Here is a 13,224-nt window from a genome sequence, read left to right as displayed (position 1 = left end):
GAGTGATACAAAAAAATGACTCAATCAAAGACTGACCCTCGTTTTCTTCGTACTCGCAAATTAATTATGGATTCTTTTATTGAACTTTCAGGTCAAAAAGAATTTAAGGATATTACTGTGAAAGATATTACGACAGAGGCTATGATTAATCGCGCAACATTCTATTATCACTTTCAGGATATATATGATCTATTGGAAAAAGTATTATCAGAAGTATTATTAGTTGATTTAAATAATAGTATTTTCGAAAAAAGTAATCTTAATGAAGAATCAATTATTCGTATTTTTACAGCCATAACAAACTTTCAAAAATCTTTATCTAATCGTTGCCATAGAGGATACGAAGATACCATTTCCCGTATTATTAGGGAGCATCTTGAAATCGTATTTTACAAGATGTTATTAAAACAACATAATATGAAAGAGGATGCGGCACTAAAAACTACCGCTGTCATACTAAGCTGGGGAATTTACGGTGCTTCTGTGGAATGGAGAAAAAATAGTATGAATACATCCCCGGAGGATTTTATTAAATTGTCAATTCCTTATATATTATCCGGGATTACTTTAGATTTTAAAAACTAGGAGTTTCCATATCACATAAAAGCAGAGCATGTTTTGAAAGGATTGTTCAAAACATGCTCTGCAGATTTAACGATTTAAACTCTCTATATATTTTTCTGATTCGTCCGCTATTCGCTTAAATTCAATATCATGAATATAGTGTGAGCAATCCAATTTTATTAATGTGCCGTCTTTATGCTTATTGATGAACTCCTTTTGAAATTCATTCCACTCATCTTCATTCCAACCTGTCCCTTGACCGTTTGATGAGAATAAAAGCATAGGAACATTTGGGATCCCAGCCGCTCCTACCTTTTCAGCATTTCCTTTAATACGCTGAACTTCATTTACCATATTTTTAGTTGCCGTTCTGCGGTAAAAAATCACTTTATACAATTCTTTTTCCTCATCCGTTAAAGTCCCATATTTTATAGCATCACTTTCAGACAGACCCGAAATCCATCTAGTAAAACCAATATTTGCAGCAAAGGCACTTAAATGAACTAGAGGCATATTTATATCATATTCTTTATATGCAGCAGGAACGGCCATATCCAATCCTATAATTGCCTTTACTTCATTCGGGTAGACCTGTGCCCAATACAATGCTTCAATACCGGACATAGAATGAGGAAATAAAATATACGGTCCTTTAACGCTTGATTTTAATAGAGCTTCTCTTGTTTCTTGTAATATAGTATCCATATCACGGTCAGTATCTGAAATGTCACTAAATCCATAGCCTGCCTTTTCAACGACAACAATTTTATATTTATCGCTTAACAATGAATATAGTGATTTAAAATCTAAAACAGGTGAGCTAGTGCCTCCTCCAGACATAAATACAAGCGTATCTTCTCCATCTCCTTCTATGTACACATGCATCTTATGACCATTCACTTCTACCATTTTCCCTGTTGGCGTAAATAATTGATCTTCCTTTGATAATTGGTTTTGATGACTAATATAACTTGTCGCAATGATCACCAAAAGTATCACTGTAATGATTGAAAAAAGTATTAAGATTCGTTTAAACACTGTCTTTCAGCCACCCCTCACAAAATTTTCACTATTCATCAAAAACAAATTAATAATTTCCGCCAACAACATTTGTATAGCTTTTAGAGTTCCAACAAGTAATCGATAAACCGTTCCTTTTGGCCATTCATTTCGAACTCATCACCACTTATACACACTTGTTTAAAACCGTTTTTTTCGAGAACCTTTTGAGATGCAATATTATTTGTTGTTGTTTTTGCTTTAATCTTTTTAACACTTATTTCTGTTTCTAAAAGTAGTTTTAAGGCTTTTGCCCCTATCCCCTTCCCGCCATATTCTTCACCTACTCTATAACCAACCTCTGCTATATTGTTCGCTGTATCAATATCTACTAAATTAATTCTTCCAACAATATTGCCTGAGTTATCCTTTATTAAGTAGAATTTCGATTTCTCTTCTTCTTGTTCAGCTAAAAGTTCTCTATGTTTTATTTTAAACGCTTCAAACCTATAATAATCTTCTCCACGACTAGGTACCATTTGTTCAAAAAATAGTCTATTATCCGTTTCAAACTGAAATAATTCTTCTGCATCACGTTCTTTTAAGCTATTAATTGATATTTCCAAGATAACTCCCCCCCTTAGTTCTTAAAAACTACCATATAACTTATATATTCTTCTTCGAAAACTCTATATTCAACAAACTATAAATCAACATATCTTTGCATTCTCCTGTAACACTATGGCATTCAAACTGTCTTAAGCAGCCTTCTTCTTTAAAGTTGAATTTCGACAATAACTTCTTTGATGCTATATTTTCTTCCGTGACAATAGCCTGTATTCTGACTAAACCTAACTGATTAAATCCTATTGATAATACTTCTTTAACAGCTTCAGACATAATACCACGATGCCAATATTCTTCAGATAATTCATAGCCCATTTCAGCTCGTTTGCCTGCAAATTCACTCAAAAAAATAGTGCCAATAACTTCATCCGTTTCTTTGTTAGTAATAGCAAAACGAATAATCCAACCTTTATCATAACCTTCGTTCCAAAAATGAATTACTTCATAACTTCTTTCTAAAGTCTCTGGTCCGTTCCAATTAAGATAACGATATACATTTTCATTTGAATAATAATTGAATAAGGCAGGAGCATCCTCCAACTTCAACTTTCTTAATTTTATGCGTTCAGTTTGTACTGTTGGAAAAGAAGTTCCTAATAGTTCGGTAAAGTTCATTTTTTTCTCCCCTTTGTTTGAATGAATATCAAAATAAACTAAAGATGAAAGTTCTAAAGAAGCTAATTAAATTATACCCCGCCTAGATTGACTGAAAAAACCTTATATATATTTCCTAAAAGAAAATAAGCCAATGTGGTCAAAAACCACACTGGCTAATTCTATTCTATTCTTCTTCTTTTCTCTTTTAGTACAATTCTTTAAATACTCTTTGAAGACAAATAATATTTTTTACCTAAAGTAACCGTGTCCGATTCCGCGACAGCCGCCGGAGGCTTTGGGCCAACATGAATGTATATTTTATTACTCTAACTGTTCACTCTCCAAAATAGGTATTTTCGATCTGTTCAAAGCTTCATAAAATTGTCGAAAATCAAAAGGACTTTTATACCTCACTTTGTTACAAACTAAGTAGCAAGTCTCTCAATCTATTATTGACATTCCTGTTTTATTACATAATACTATACTTAAAATTTGAGTTTTTTTAGGTATAAAGTTCTTAAAACTCAGAGGGGGAACTATATGAAAAACAAAAGCATTAAGCGACGATTATTGTTTTTTACATTAGGTTTGTTGTTATTGTCATCTGTCATTAATTCCGTATTAGGTGTATGGATTGTTGGCAAAAACAGTAAAGAAGTTTTAATTGAGAAAGCTAATGAACAGGTCTATGAAATCGCCAAGCAAGCTGAAACTATATTAAATTCCGAGAGTGACCCCATCCAGTCTTTACAGGATTTTGTGGAGTTAAAAGCAAAGCAAGAGAATGTGACTTATGCTATCGTCATTGATTCCAATGTAAAAGCAGTGGCGCATAGTGATAAAGAGAAATTAGGAAAAACTTATGAGGATGCATACACAATCGATGGTGCTAAACAAGGAAAAAAACAATTTACTAGATGGTATGCCGAAGTTCAAGGTATATGGACATATGACATCATGGAGCCTATCTATAAAGATGGCGAGCTTTATGGAGTAATTGATATCGGGGTGCCTGAAAGCGGTATTCAATCTATTACAAACTCTGTACTAAGCTATCAGATTATTACAGGCATAGCGAGTTTTATCATTATAGGTGCTTTAATGTGGTGGATTATCGGTCGCATTGTTACCTCCATTAAGAACCTTGAAAATATCATTCATCAAACTACTAGCCTAGACTTTACCGAAAATCAAGAATTGGAGAAGCTATTGCATCATCAAGATGAAATTGGTCTTATGGCAAAAGGCATCTCTGGCATGCGCTCTGCATTAAAGGATGTTACCGTCAATATACATAAAACTAGCTCCGAGCTATCAGATTCTTCAAAGATTCTTATTCAAATAGCTGAAGATACGGTACGTACGACTGATGAAATTAGTTCAGCCATTAATGAGATGGCAAAAGCTACAGAGGAACAGGCTCATGATACAGAAAAAAGTGCAGAACAATTAAATCAACTATCCGGAAATATTGATCGTGTTATTGAGCACACAGAGAAGATTGCTTCCATGACAGAGGATATTGATCATTTAAGTAATGAAGGTGTAGAAACTGTTAACCAACTCTCTGTTTGGTCAGAGAAAAATCGTGAATCTTCACAACAGGTAAGTAACATCGTTCAAGAAGTAGATAAAACTTCATCTGATATATCAAGTATCGTTAATACAATCACAGATATCGCAACTCAAACTAATTTATTAGCTCTAAACGCATCCATAGAGTCAGCTCGCGTTGGTGAAGCAGGTAAAGGTTTCGCAGTTGTTGCTGATGAAATTCGAAAGTTATCGGAACAGACATCTAATGCTACTGAAGATATTAAGAATAAAATCTCTGCAATTCAGGATATTTCTAAAAGTGCTGTGCAGGAAATTAATACGAGCCTTAGCATTGTCGAACAAAATGCAAAAGCTACAAAGGATACTAGTGAGATCTTTAATACAATAAAGACAGCTCTAGATCAAACGAATGAAGTGGCACAAGAGGTGAAACATTTATCTCATGAGATGGATGAACGCAAGGAGCAAATCATTAGTGCCGTACAAAGCATATCTGCTTCTGCCGTAGAAACCTCTGCTGGAACAGAACAAGTTTCCGCTTCCGCAAATGAACAGCTTAAAAGCATCGAGACCGTTTCAGAAAAAGCTAAAGATCTAAATGCTATTGCTGATGCTTTAAGAGATGAAATGAAAAAATTCACTATTTAATGTAAAAAAAGCTGATTCATAATTGAATCAGCTTTTTTAGCATATATTTTTATATCAATTTACTGTCTTTAAGTAAATCATAGATAATAGTGTCTTTTACTTTATGAATACCAAATTTACCTATTTGTTTTAACATAAACGGCGCATCTACATCTGTTAACTTTTTACCATCTAGTAAGCGAGCAGTTGAAGCTAACAAAGTACGAATATCATAAGTAGATCCAAATACTTCTGGAACGCCTCGATCAATATCTAACAATTGATAAACAGCTTCCATTGCTGTTCTTACTGAATATTCAGTTGTGAATACTGTGTCTCTTTCTGTTTCACTAAAGTTACCAATGAAGGCTAAGTTAGTAGATCCTTTAGGGACAACTAAAGGACGATCTCCCATTGCTCTAGGCATGAAGTAAGATGTTATATAAGGCATGTAACACGGAATTGTATTACAAGAATTTTGCGCTAAATCCGGTATTTCGTCTACAGGTACACCCATATGATACAACCACTCTTGCGCTATCTCACTTCCAGAACATTCAGTGATACTCTTTTTAATAAAATCACCAGGTTTATTAGATAGTAAACCATAAATCCAAACTACTAATTGATCTTTTGGTTGATCTTTAAAATGAGGTTGTCGGTTTAATGTATAGCTTAGCATCCAATTAGAATCTGTAGCTGTTACAATACCACCAGTTACTACCTTGCCTGCATACGGATCTCTTTTACTTATCTTTTCAATATATGGAGCAACTTTAGCATCCAATGTAGTTAGTGTTGCTGAAACAAACCAACTTTCTTCTGGAAGATCATCACAGAATTTTTCTGGTCTACCAAACTCAGAATCTTGAGAAGCAATGTTTTTCCAAAGTGACCAGCTTCCGCCTAAATCAGTGCTTATAGGAGCTGGCGTATTATTGTCACCATAAGTTGTACTCTCCGTAATACTGCCATTTGTAACAAACACTAATTCATTTTCTGTTAACTCAATATTCTTTTTCACACCATTTTGTTTTAACACTAAAGTATGAGCTACTTTTTTGTCTCCCACTTTATCAACTAAAACATTCTCTACAACAGTATTAAATTGGAAATCAACATTATGGCTTTCTAAATACTTAATCATAGGCAGTACTAACGATTCGTACTGGTTATATTTTGTGAATTTTAAAGCTGATAAATCAGGTAGACCCCCAACATGGTGAATGAAACGCATAATATAACGACGCATTTCCATTGCTGAATGCCATTTTTCAAACGCAAACATCGTTGACCAATATAGCCAGAAGTTTGATTCAAAGAACTCTTCAGAGAAAACATCTGTAATTTTTACATCCTCTAACTTCTCTTCAGGAGTAAAGAATAATTTAATCATTTCTTCAGAAGATTTATCAGATAATGTAAACTTGCCATCATCCTCAAGTCTTTGCCCTCTATTTTCAATCAATCTACATTTAGAATAGTTAGGATCCTCTTTGTTTAACCAATAAAATTCATCTAAAACAGAAGCGTTTTCTACTTCTAAAGATGGGATTGAACGGAATAAATCCCATAAGCACTCAAAATGATCTTCCATTTCCCGACCACCACGGATAATAAAACCTCTTGTCGGATTTAGAATACCATCAAGGCTACCTCCTGAGATATCTAGCTCTTCGAGAATATGAATATTCTCTCCCTTCATTTGACCATCACGAATTAAAAAACATGCGGCTGACAGTGAAGCTAGCCCCGAACCAACAAGATACGCTGACTTCTCATCAACACCATCAGGTTTTTTAGGACGTGCGAAAGCCTCATAATTACCATTACTGTAATACATAATACCGCCTCCATAAACTATTATTGTGATATAGCATACCACCAATTTGCATGATAATGGTAAAATGAGAGAGAAATTAACAAAAAATTCAATTTTGATGTTAAACATTACATATACATATACCCTATTATTTGACATAACAATTCATTGCATTTTTATAAATTGTTTATCAATGTCTTTTAAATAAAGGATTTTATGCAACACCTAAAATTAGATTGTCATTGTAGCGGTTCAACTTTAAGGAACTTGGATTTATTGAATGATCTCCTTCTATACTACTAAGCATAAGACTGTCCTAAGTAGTTAAAGTACACAACCTTTCAATTGCTGCCTCTTATAATTACTATAGTAAGAAAACAAAAAAATAGTAATTCAACTTTTTAATTCAATCCGTTTTATTCAAATTTGTAAAATCTACCTTTTATAAAACTATTTAAACTTCTATGCGAATTTATTATTCTTAGAATAATTTTATAGCCTCCACTCTTTTTGATAAACCACTTAATGTAAGCGCTGTAAACGAATTTTTAAACGTATAAAAATAAACAAAATTAATATATTTTAAAAAATAATGTTTGACACCTAAAAGGACGGTATGTAGAATAGAACGAGTGATTATGAGAATCATTATCAATTAAGATGAAAACTATATTTTTTTATTACTGATTGAGAATAAATCTCATTCAAAAGAATATATGTTGTTAGTTAGGATGGTTAACGAATGGAAGCAAGCGTAAGGAGCATAGACCAACAAGAAAAGAATACGAAAAAGATTAAGAGCAGACCGCTTATTGCTTCTATTATTTTAATAGCAGGTACGATTTTATTAGCTTTAAGTATGAGCACGTCCATTTCATTTGGAGCAGCAGATATTAGCTTAAAGACTGTTTGGCAAGCTGTTTTTCAGTTTGATGATTCAAATACACATCATAATGTCATTTGGGAGCTTCGCATTCCAAGAGCAATTGGAGGAGTGGTCGCTGGTGCGTTTCTAGCGGTATCTGGAGCAATTATGCAAGGTATGACACGTAACCCTCTTGCCTCACCTTCTTTAATGGGGATTACAGATGGTGCGGTATTTGGAATTGCCATTACATATGCATTTTTCCCTAATTCCCCATACATAATGTTTGTTATTGCTTCATTTATTGGTGCTGCATTTGGTGCAAGTATTGTATATGGTGTTGGTTCGTTCTCACCAGGAGGGCTAACACCTGTTAAATTAGCGTTAGCTGGTGCAGCTATTAGTGCACTGCTTGGGGCCATTTCGTCTAGTATCGCACTTTATTTCAATCTTGCTCAAGAAGTAAGTATGTGGAATGCAGGAGGCGTTTCAGGTGTGAAATGGGTAAGTATTGAAATGCTCCTACCAATTGGACTACTTTGTCTTGTTATTGCAATTTTATTGTCAAGATACATTACTATTTTAAGTTTCGGTGAAGAAATTGCAATTGGACTTGGGCAAAATACAACCTTCATTAAATTTATTGGTACTGTACTTGTGCTTGTTTTAACGGGATCAGCTGTATCTATGGCAGGCTCTGTCGGATTTGTTGGGCTTGTTATCCCACATATGACGCGTTTTCTTGTCGGATCCGATTATAGATGGGTCATTCCATGTTCAGCAGTACTAGGTGGGTTATTAATAGAATGTGCAGATATGTTATCGAGGGTGATCAACCCTCCATTTGAAACGCCAATTGGTGCAATTACTGCTTTAATTGGTGTTCCATTCTTCCTTTATTTAGCTCGTAATGAAGGGAGAGGAAAAATATGAGGCAACGTATCTTAACAACAAAGAATATTTCAGTTTTAGCTATTTTAGCTGGCCTAATTGTATCGGTATTTTTAATTAGCTTAAATACAGGAACATTTAAAATACCACCAATAGATGTATTGAAATCGTTAATTGGGTTAGGGGCCGAAGATCAATCTGTCATATTATTCGAGTTTCGTATGCCTCGAATGGTTATCGCGATTTTAGTTGGTTCAGCGCTAGCGATATCAGGGGCTATCATGCAAGGTTTATCTCGAAATCCACTTGCTGACCCAGGCATCATCGGTATAAATGCTGGTGCCGGATTAACAGTTGTAGTTTTCGTCTATTTTTTCTTCGGGAAAGTTGGAACCGGTACGCTACTATCTGTATTCATTCTTCCGTTATTTGCGTTAGTTGGTGCATTATTAGCAGCGGTTATTATTTATACTCTAGCTTGGAAGAACGGTGTTTCATCCACTCGTTTAATTCTTGTCGGTATTGCAGTGGCAGCAGGATTCGGTGCTGTTAGTTTAATCTTCTCGATGAAAATGACCTCAAATGATTTTCGTTTTGCAACTATTTGGTTGGCAGGGAGTTTATGGGGAACGGATTGGAAATTTGTATTAAGTGCACTTCCTTGGATGCTCATATTTATACCATTTGCATTTTGCAAGGCACATGTATTGAATGTCATGAATTTAGGAGATGCAGCAGCGGTTGGCCTTGGTCTAAATATAGAGAAAGAAAGACGTAAGTTATTATTTATCGCTGTTTGCTTGGCCGGTGCATCGGTAGCTGTTGCTGGTGGAATTGGATTTATCGGATTAATGGCACCCCATTTGGCAAGACGCCTTGTTGGGGGGAAATATCAAATTATGTTACCGACAGCAGCATTAATCGGCACGCTTCTATTACTATTTGCAGATTTAATTTCAAGAAGTGTACTAACAACCTCAGAAATACCAGTCGGTTTTGTTATTTCTATTATTGGTGCACCCTATTTTATTTATTTACTTATGAAGACAAAATAAAAGGAGTCTTTTTTAATGGTAACTTTAGCAGTTGATTCGATATCCGTTGGCTATAATGAAGGATTAATTATAGATGGACTATCAGTGGAGATCCCCGAAGGAAAGATTACAACGATTATTGGACCAAATGGATGTGGGAAATCTACATTGTTAAAAGCAGCTTCTCGCATTTTAAAGGCAAAACGCGGGTCTGTTTATCTTGATGGAAAAGCAATTGAGAAACAGTCAACGAAAGAAATTGCAAAGAAAATGGCAATTTTACCGCAGACTGCAGAAGTGCCGACAGGTCTTACTGTGTTTGAGCTTGTTTCATATGGTCGTTTTCCACACCAAAATGGATTTGGAACGCTGAAGGAAGAAGATTATCGCTATATTCACTGGGCACTTGAAGTGACAGGGATGACAGAATTTGCAAACCGTTCAGCAGAAGCTTTATCAGGTGGCCAACGCCAACGAGTTTGGATTGCGATGGCGCTTGCCCAAGGAACGGACTTACTTGTTTTAGATGAGCCGACAACTTACTTAGATATGGCTCACCAGTTAGAAATATTAAAGTTATTGAAAAAATTAAATCAGGAAGAAGGCCGTACAATCGTTATGGTCATTCATGATTTAAACCATGCTTCTCGTTTTTCTGATCATATGGTTGCTTTAAAAGCTGGTAAACTGATGCATCAAGGAACTCCAGATGAAGTAATGACAAGTGAAACACTTCGAAATGTGTTTGAAATTGAAGCACTAATCGTTTCATGTCCTGTAAACAGTAAGCCTATTTGTTTAACTTACGATTTAACGTTAGTTAATAATATAGAGCTAGAAAAAGCATAATAGGAAATCCCTCTTTCTCTCTTAAATAGATAGAGAGGAAGCATTCTAATGGGTGCTGAGCTCCTCACTTAGCCTGAGAGGCTGAACACCCATTAGAATGAAATGGGTCGTAGACAAATTATCCGGGAGGAACAAAAATATGAAGAAATTTAAACTATCGTTACTAGCAATGGTATTAGTTGTTACATCTATACTATTTGCAGCTTGTTCTTCAGATAAGAAAGAAGAAGAAAAGACCGACGCAAAAGCAGAAGAGCGTACGGTAGAACACGCTAAAGGGGAAATTAAAATCCCTGCTAATCCAAAGAAAATTGCTGACCTTAGTGGTTCAACAGAAGAATTATTAATCTTTGGCATGAAACCAATCATTACTGCAAATACGTCTCAAGAAGAGATTGATCCACATATTGCAGATCAATTAAAAGATGTAAAACCAGTCGGCTCAGCATGGGGTGACAAAATTAATATCGAAGCAGTGGCTGCTGCAAAACCAGATTTAATTCTTATCAATGATCGTCAAGAAAAAATCTATGATCAACTATCTAAAATTGCACCGACTGTTATGTTAAAAACTCCATTAGATCAATGGCGTCCGAAGTTCGAGGAGTTAGGAAAAATCTTCGATAAGGAAAAAGAGACAGAAGAATGGTTCAAACAGTATGACGAAAAAGCAAGCAAGTTACACGACAAAATCGTTGCTAAAACTGGTGATGCAAAATTCATGAAAATGGCTGCATATCCAAATGCATTCCGTGTATACGGTGACTATGGTTACGGTAGCGTACTATTTAAAGATTTAAAATTACCAGCAGTTCCAGGTACACCAATGGATGAAGCATTAGTACAAGTACAAAAAGAAGCTTTAATTGACTACAATCCAGATTACCTATTCGTATTTACAACAGGTGACGGTTCTGAACGCTTGAAAGAATTCCAAGAAGAAACAATTTGGAAAAACATGAACGCCGTTAAGAACAACCACGTATTTATTATTAAAAATGATGCAGTCAATAAAGGATACTTCCCTCTTGGTAAAGAAATGATTTTAGACGAAATTGCTGAATTTGTTTTAGGGAAATAATAAAAATGAGAATCACCTTCGTAATATAGAAGGTGATTTTTTTAATAACAACTTTGCTTAAGGATAATGAAATAGTCGTTTAGTTATCGATTGTCGAATAGTTCAACCTAGTCCCTTATTTTATAAATCGTATTAATCTTTTCTTCCCAATTTGCAAAATCTCATCATTCATTAATATTATGTCAGTATCATCTTCTTCAAGTTTTTCCCCATTTAAAGAAACACCCTTTTGTTTCATTAATCGCATAAATTCACTTTTACTTTTAATATATCCTTCAGCAATCAATGCTGGAATAATATCTAGTACCGATTCTTTCCCTATCTCAATTAACAGTGTGGGGATGTTAGTAGGCATAACCTCTCCTCCATTAACGATCCTCCCTTCACCATTTTCAATCATCTCTAATTGTTCTTCCAGTTTTAAAAACATACAATACAACTCCTTCAATATTGAATTAATATTGCAAGTTCTATAAGAGTAAAAATCAATTTCGCCTTGGCGTAATTGTAGCTGACACTTTGCTTTCGCTACAGATAAATTCTTAGATTGGATCCCTCTATATAGGCGTTAGGACACCTACTGAAAAGGAATCACATCGCATTCATCTAACCACCCGCTTCTGCTGAATGAAGATAAAAAAAACGCCCTTTAGGAATATACCTAAAGGACGTGTTATGAACGTGTTACCACCTTAATTTAAGAGCTACTCACATAACTCTTCTCCATAGGTACGGCTAAATGCGATACCTTTGCATTGATTACGGATGCAAACCCGTCGTAGCCTACTAAAGTTCGGTACGCAGCTCCAAGATGAATTCATTTTAACTTTCCTTGCGCCTCTCATCGACCGGCTACTTTCTGTAAGTTCCATTAAAACTACTAGTTCTCTTCAACACTTTTACTCTTATACTCCAAATTGTTAACAACAATTTTTCGTTATGCAAACCTTGATAATTATTATAGTGTTTTTATTTGAATTGTCAATAAATTAAATTGATATTATTTTTGCAAGCTTTTAATTCACATAGTCCCTCAGCAATGACCATAAGAACACTAAATTATGTTGTTTCTATACATTACCTTACTAACATTATGCCTTACGGTCTTATGGCCGGCTTTAGTACCTTTACCAATGGCTATAAGCATAACATCTAAATACCTTTCAGAAATATTTAAGATATCTTTTAATTCCTTAGAATCATAGCCTGACATAGTAATAGTGTCAAAACCAGCTTCATTTGCTAACAAAATTAATGACATTGACGCAAGACTTACATCTCTAGTTAACTCTAGTTTTAAATCTTCTTTTGATTTATTTTCATAATAATTTATTGCCGCATTCGCTAAATAATCTCTTAGCGATGCATCAAAATAGCCCGCTTGAAAGCCTTCTTCATGTATCTTAATAATATTATCTTTGTCAAATGCCTGATAATCACCCAACATAACAATTAAAGTTGAAGCTTCTGTCACTTGTTGTTGATTAAAAGCTATAGGCATTAATAAATTTCTTAAATCCGGATCATCAATAATTAAGTATCGAGTAGCTTGAATATTATTCCCATTAGGTGACTTACTTGCACTTTCAACTAATGACGTTAGAATTTCTGAACTTATGATATAGCTTGAATCATAATGTCTAACTGAACGTCTTTTTTCCAAAATATTTTTTACACTCATTGTATCAACTCCGAAATTTTTATTTATTGC

The 13,224-nt window shown here is 34.6% G+C and carries 12 protein-coding genes and 1 other annotated feature; of the genes, 6 read left to right on the top strand and 6 right to left on the bottom strand.

Translation table 11 applies throughout. From position 1 onward, the window contains the following. The first annotated feature begins 15 nt into the window (after positions 1-15). Positions 16-585: a TetR/AcrR family transcriptional regulator gene (locus ACVYAD_RS09705; RefSeq protein WP_476426098.1), complete on the top strand. Its 570-nt coding sequence runs from the start codon at positions 16-18 to the stop codon at positions 583-585. A gap of 66 nt (positions 586-651) precedes the next feature. Here the strand turns inward: ACVYAD_RS09705 and ACVYAD_RS09700 are convergent, their stop codons facing one another. The 3 genes from ACVYAD_RS09700 to ACVYAD_RS09690 form a co-directional block, all read right to left on the bottom strand. Beyond that, entirely contained in the window at positions 652-1,602 is a 951-nt protein-coding gene (locus ACVYAD_RS09700; protein WP_476426096.1) for an alpha/beta hydrolase, read from the bottom strand. An 83-nt stretch (positions 1,603-1,685) separates the two neighbouring features. Next, the gene (locus ACVYAD_RS09695; RefSeq protein WP_349659476.1) at positions 1,686-2,189 is read right to left on the bottom strand and encodes a GNAT family N-acetyltransferase; all 504 of its coding nucleotides are present in this window, start codon (positions 2,187-2,189) and stop codon (positions 1,686-1,688) included. A gap of 40 nt (positions 2,190-2,229) precedes the next feature. Next, complete coding sequence (locus tag ACVYAD_RS09690) at positions 2,230-2,805, bottom strand: GNAT family N-acetyltransferase (RefSeq protein WP_476426095.1); 576 nt, start codon at positions 2,803-2,805, stop codon at positions 2,230-2,232. A 522-nt stretch (positions 2,806-3,327) separates the two neighbouring features. Between ACVYAD_RS09690 and ACVYAD_RS09685 the strand changes: the two genes are divergently transcribed. After that, positions 3,328-4,992 (top strand): methyl-accepting chemotaxis protein, encoded by a 1,665-nt coding sequence (locus tag ACVYAD_RS09685; protein WP_349659478.1) that lies wholly within the window; start codon positions 3,328-3,330, stop codon positions 4,990-4,992. Positions 4,993-5,041: 49 nt separating this feature from the next. Here ACVYAD_RS09685 and ACVYAD_RS09680 read toward each other — a convergent pair whose 3' ends face one another. Further along, positions 5,042-6,814 carry an oleate hydratase gene (locus tag ACVYAD_RS09680; protein WP_476426093.1) on the bottom strand — a complete coding sequence of 591 codons (1,773 nt, stop codon included), beginning with the start codon at positions 6,812-6,814 and terminating at the stop codon, positions 5,042-5,044. A 721-nt stretch (positions 6,815-7,535) separates the two neighbouring features. On the opposite strand from ACVYAD_RS09680, the gene ACVYAD_RS09675 reads away from it, so the two are divergent. The 4 genes from ACVYAD_RS09675 (at position 7,536) to ACVYAD_RS09660 (ending at position 11,513) form a co-directional block, all read left to right on the top strand. Continuing rightward, a complete protein-coding gene (locus ACVYAD_RS09675; RefSeq protein ID WP_349659480.1) occupies positions 7,536-8,591 on the top strand; it encodes a FecCD family ABC transporter permease in 1,056 nt (351 codons plus the stop codon). Further along, positions 8,588-9,604: a FecCD family ABC transporter permease gene (locus ACVYAD_RS09670; RefSeq protein ID WP_476426091.1), complete on the top strand. Its 1,017-nt coding sequence runs from the start codon at positions 8,588-8,590 to the stop codon at positions 9,602-9,604. Before ACVYAD_RS09675 ends, ACVYAD_RS09670 begins: the two co-directional genes overlap by 4 nt. A 15-nt stretch (positions 9,605-9,619) precedes the next feature. Beyond that, complete coding sequence (locus tag ACVYAD_RS09665) at positions 9,620-10,432, top strand: ABC transporter ATP-binding protein (protein ID WP_476426090.1); 813 nt, start codon at positions 9,620-9,622, stop codon at positions 10,430-10,432. A 139-nt stretch (positions 10,433-10,571) separates the two neighbouring features. Continuing rightward, the gene (locus ACVYAD_RS09660; RefSeq protein WP_349659483.1) at positions 10,572-11,513 is read left to right on the top strand and encodes an ABC transporter substrate-binding protein; all 942 of its coding nucleotides are present in this window, start codon (positions 10,572-10,574) and stop codon (positions 11,511-11,513) included. Between the two features lie 115 nt (positions 11,514-11,628). Here ACVYAD_RS09660 and ACVYAD_RS09655 read toward each other — a convergent pair whose 3' ends face one another. Beyond that, the gene (locus ACVYAD_RS09655; RefSeq protein ID WP_476426088.1) at positions 11,629-11,943 is read right to left on the bottom strand and encodes a hypothetical protein; all 315 of its coding nucleotides are present in this window, start codon (positions 11,941-11,943) and stop codon (positions 11,629-11,631) included. Between the two features lie 231 nt (positions 11,944-12,174). Next, positions 12,175-12,416, bottom strand: a binding site (T-box leader). A 151-nt stretch (positions 12,417-12,567) separates the two neighbouring features. Next, positions 12,568-13,194: a nitroreductase family protein gene (locus ACVYAD_RS09650; protein ID WP_476426087.1), complete on the bottom strand. Its 627-nt coding sequence runs from the start codon at positions 13,192-13,194 to the stop codon at positions 12,568-12,570. Between the last annotated feature and the right edge of the window lie 30 nt (positions 13,195-13,224).

Source organism: Lysinibacillus sp. G1-3, assembly GCF_056322905.1.
Note: the sequence above shows the minus strand (reverse complement) of the source record. Positions and strands in the feature narration are given on the sequence as shown.

What these genes read in the sequence shown, in the direction of transcription:
- ACVYAD_RS09680 (WP_476426093.1), bottom strand. Translation starts at nt 6,814, where the DNA reads ATGTATTACAGTAATGGTAATTATGAGGCTTTCGCACGTCCTAAAAAA.
- ACVYAD_RS09665 (WP_476426090.1), top strand. Translation starts at nt 9,620, where the DNA reads ATGGTAACTTTAGCAGTTGATTCGATATCCGTTGGCTATAATGAAGGA.
- ACVYAD_RS09650 (WP_476426087.1), bottom strand. Translation starts at nt 13,194, where the DNA reads ATGAGTGTAAAAAATATTTTGGAAAAAAGACGTTCAGTTAGACATTAT.
- ACVYAD_RS09655 (WP_476426088.1), bottom strand. Translation starts at nt 11,943, where the DNA reads ATGTTTTTAAAACTGGAAGAACAATTAGAGATGATTGAAAATGGTGAA.
- ACVYAD_RS09705 (WP_476426098.1), top strand. Translation starts at nt 16, where the DNA reads ATGACTCAATCAAAGACTGACCCTCGTTTTCTTCGTACTCGCAAATTA.
- ACVYAD_RS09670 (WP_476426091.1), top strand. Translation starts at nt 8,588, where the DNA reads ATGAGGCAACGTATCTTAACAACAAAGAATATTTCAGTTTTAGCTATT.
- ACVYAD_RS09690 (WP_476426095.1), bottom strand. Translation starts at nt 2,805, where the DNA reads ATGAACTTTACCGAACTATTAGGAACTTCTTTTCCAACAGTACAAACT.
- ACVYAD_RS09675 (WP_349659480.1), top strand. Translation starts at nt 7,536, where the DNA reads ATGGAAGCAAGCGTAAGGAGCATAGACCAACAAGAAAAGAATACGAAA.
- ACVYAD_RS09685 (WP_349659478.1), top strand. Translation starts at nt 3,328, where the DNA reads ATGAAAAACAAAAGCATTAAGCGACGATTATTGTTTTTTACATTAGGT.
- ACVYAD_RS09660 (WP_349659483.1), top strand. Translation starts at nt 10,572, where the DNA reads ATGAAGAAATTTAAACTATCGTTACTAGCAATGGTATTAGTTGTTACA.